2 protein-coding genes and 1 pseudogene are annotated in these 3182 nt (G+C 67.5%); 2 read left to right on the top strand and 1 reads right to left on the bottom strand.

Translation table 11 applies throughout. The features are described 5' to 3' along the window. A partial coding sequence (gene prpR, locus AC1DKD_RS40840) for a propionate catabolism operon regulatory protein PrpR (protein ID WP_477144704.1) occupies positions 1–1895 on the bottom strand: 1895 nt, incomplete at its 3' end. A gap of 112 nt (positions 1896–2007) precedes the next feature. On the opposite strand from prpR, the pseudogene prpB reads away from it, so the two are divergent. After that, positions 2008–2841, top strand: a pseudogene (gene prpB / locus AC1DKD_RS40835) (methylisocitrate lyase); the annotation flags it as partial. Between the two features lie 69 nt (positions 2842–2910). Beyond that, the coding region (locus AC1DKD_RS40830; protein WP_441637642.1) for a citrate/2-methylcitrate synthase at positions 2911–3182 on the top strand (272 nt) is incomplete at its 3' end.

Below are 3182 nucleotides of genomic sequence, written 5' to 3'. Positions count from 1 at the left end.
GCGCGGGCCACGCCCGCGAGCGAGCCGGCCCCGGCCGCATCGTCCGCCGCCCCGGCCGCCGCGCGCCGCAAGCCGCCGGCCAGCGGCGCAGGATCGCCCTGCGGCTCCGTGCCAAACAACTCCGGCGCGGCCGCCTGCAATTCATCGAGCAAATCCCGGGGCGCCAGCTCGCGCCCCGCCACCAGCACGGCAATGCGCTCGGTCACGTTTTCCAGCTCGCGGATATTGCCCGGCCAGGCATAGCCCGCCAGCCTTGCCCGCACCGCTTGCGGCAGCGGCTGCGGCGCCGGCTGCCCCAGGCGTTCCTGGGCACGGCGGTACAGCAGTTCCGCCAGTTCGGGCAGGTCGCCGGCGCGCTCGCGCAGCGGCGGCATCTCGATGCGCAGGATATTGAGGCGGTAGTAGAGATCCTGGCGGAAGCTGCCCTGCCGGACCAGTTCGCCCAGGTTGCGGTGCGTGGCGGCGATCACCCGCACATTGACCGGCACCGCGTCCAGGCCGCCGATCGGCAGCACCTGCTTTTCCTGCAGCACGCGCAGCAAGCGGGTCTGCAGCGCGGGCGGCATATCGCCSACTTCATCCAGGAACAGCGTGCCGTTGTGGGCGGATTCGAACAGGCCCGCCTTGCCGCCGCGGCGCGCGCCGGTAAAGGCGCCTTCTTCGTAACCGAACAGTTCGCTTTCCAGCAGGGTTTCGGGGAACGCGGCGCAATTGACCGCGACGAAGGGAAACGCCCGGCGCGGGCTGGCGTCGTGCATGCCCTGCGCCAGCACTTCCTTGCCGGTGCCGCTTTCGCCGCCCACCAGCACGGTGGAATCCACCGCCGCATAGCGACGCGCCAGTTCGCGCAGGTGATGCATGGCGGGGGAAGCGCCGGCGAGATCATCAAGGCTGTAGCGCACCCCGGCCGGCCGGGCGCGGCTGCGCGAGCGCAGGTTGCGGTCGACCCGGTGGATGGCATTGGCGTCCTGCAAGGTCAGCACCGCGCCGGCGGTGCCGTTCTCGGTCACGATGGGGATGCGGTTGACCACCACCATCTTGTCGCCGAGCTTGTGGATGGCTTCCAGCTCCTTGCTGCCGCTTTGCATCACGCCGTCGAGCGACAGCGCCGGAGCCAGCGTTTGCAGCTTGCGGCCCAGGGCGGCGGCCGGCGCCGTGCCGAGAAAGCGCTCCATGGCCGGGTTGTAGGTCTGGATGCGCCCTTCCGCGTCGACCGCGGCCACGCCTTCGTTGAGGTGAGCCAGGATGGTGTTCACGTAGTCGCGCCGGCCCGACTCGATGCGGCGCAGGCGGGCCGCTTCAATCACATCCTCCAGCGCGCCCCGCACCGAATTGCCGGAGTACAGGAACACGCCGATCAGGCCGATCTTGTCCGCCAGGTCGGTCACCATGCCGGGCCCCACCACCACCTTCACGCCCTCCTGCTTGAGGGCCTTCACGCGGGCGGCGGCATCGTCCTCGGTCAGGTACGTGTAGGCCGGGATCGACAGCGAGAAAGTCCGCACGAATTCGTCCACCTCCGGATAGGTAGCCGCGTGCGTCACCAGCGCCACCTTCGGCGAGATGCGCCGCGCCGTCGCCAGCGCGCTCATCACATCGAAGCCAGTCACCTTGACCAGCACCACGGGCACATCGACATGCTGGCGCAGGTAGGCGCCGTTGGAGCCACCCGCCACCACGGCATCGAGCCGGCCCTCGCGCGCTTCGCGTGCGACGGCGCTGGCGGCGGCCGCGTAGCCCTTGCCGACGATGCGGAATTCCGCCTGGGCGGCATAGCCGGGGATCAGGTCGGCAAAGGCGCGCGACAGGCGGCTGATGCCGATGGCCCAGATGCGGGGGCGCGCGGCATTGCCGGTGCCGGCGGCGTTGATCGGAGCGGGAAGGCCAATCGTCATGGGAGCGGAAAAAACAGTGCTCTTGCCAGTAGCAAGCTAATCTTGAGATTGTGCGCGCAGGCAACGTGCATTTCAATATTGAAATGCAATCCTTTCAAATCTGAAATTTCACCTGCAGGTCGTCGGCACCATCAATGCCAACCATGCGCTGCTGGCCAAGCGCGCAGGCTACCGCGCCATCTACCTGTCGGGCGGCGGCGTGGCCGCGGGTTCGCTGGGCCTGCCTGACCTGGGCATCTCCAACCTGGACGACGTGCTGACCGACGTCCGCCGCATCACCGACGTGTGCGACCTGCCGCTGCTGGTGGACGTGGACACCGGTTTCGGCGCATCGGCCTTCAACGTGGCCCGCACCACCAAGTCGTTGATCAAGTTCGGCGCGGGCGCGATGCATATCGAAGACCAGGTCGGCGCCAAGCGCTGCGGCCACCGTCCGGGCAAGGAAATCGTCTCGCAAGGCGAGATGGTGGACCGCATCAAGGCCGCGGTCGATGCCCGCACCGATGAGAACTTTGTCATCATGGCGCGCACCGACGCGCTGGCCGTGGAAGGCCTGGACAAGGCCATCGAGCGGGCCGTGGCCTGCGTGGAAGCCGGCGCCGACGCCATCTTCCCCGAAGCCATGACCGACCTGGCCATGTACCGCAAGTTCGTCGACGCCGTGAAGGTGCCGGTGCTGGCCAACATCACCGAATTTGGCGCTACGCCGCTGTTCACCACCGGGGAACTGGGTGGTGCCGGTGTGTCGATGGTCCTCTACCCGCTGTCGGCCTTCCGCGCCATGAACAAGGCGGCCGAAAACGTGTACGCTGCAATCCGCCGCGACGGCACGCAGCRAAATGTGGTCGATACCATGCAGACGCGCGCCGAGCTGTACGAGAGCATTGGCTATCACGACTTCGAACAAAAACTGGATGCCCTGTTTGCCCAGGGCAAGGCCAAGTAAGCACAACTGCACAGCAGTACGATCGTAAGCAACATCAGTCAGCACAGCATTCCCCAAGGAGACTCCCCCATGTCCGAAGCGCAACCGCTCGCCGCCCCGAAGCCGAAGAAATCCGTCGCCCTGTCGGGCGTGACCGCCGGCAATACCGCGCTGTGTTCGGTCGGCCGTACCGGCAACGACCTGCACTACCGCGGCTACGACATCATCGACATCGCCGAGACCTGCGAGTTCGAAGAGATCGCCCACCTGCTGGTGCACGGCAAGCTCCCCACCCGCGCCGAACTCACCGCCTACAAGGCCAAGCTCAAGGCCCTGCGCGGCCTGCCCGCCAACGTCAAGGC

Source organism: Cupriavidus sp. 05T313 (assembly GCF_056396665.1).
Note: the sequence above shows the minus strand (reverse complement) of the source record. Positions and strands in the feature narration are given on the sequence as shown.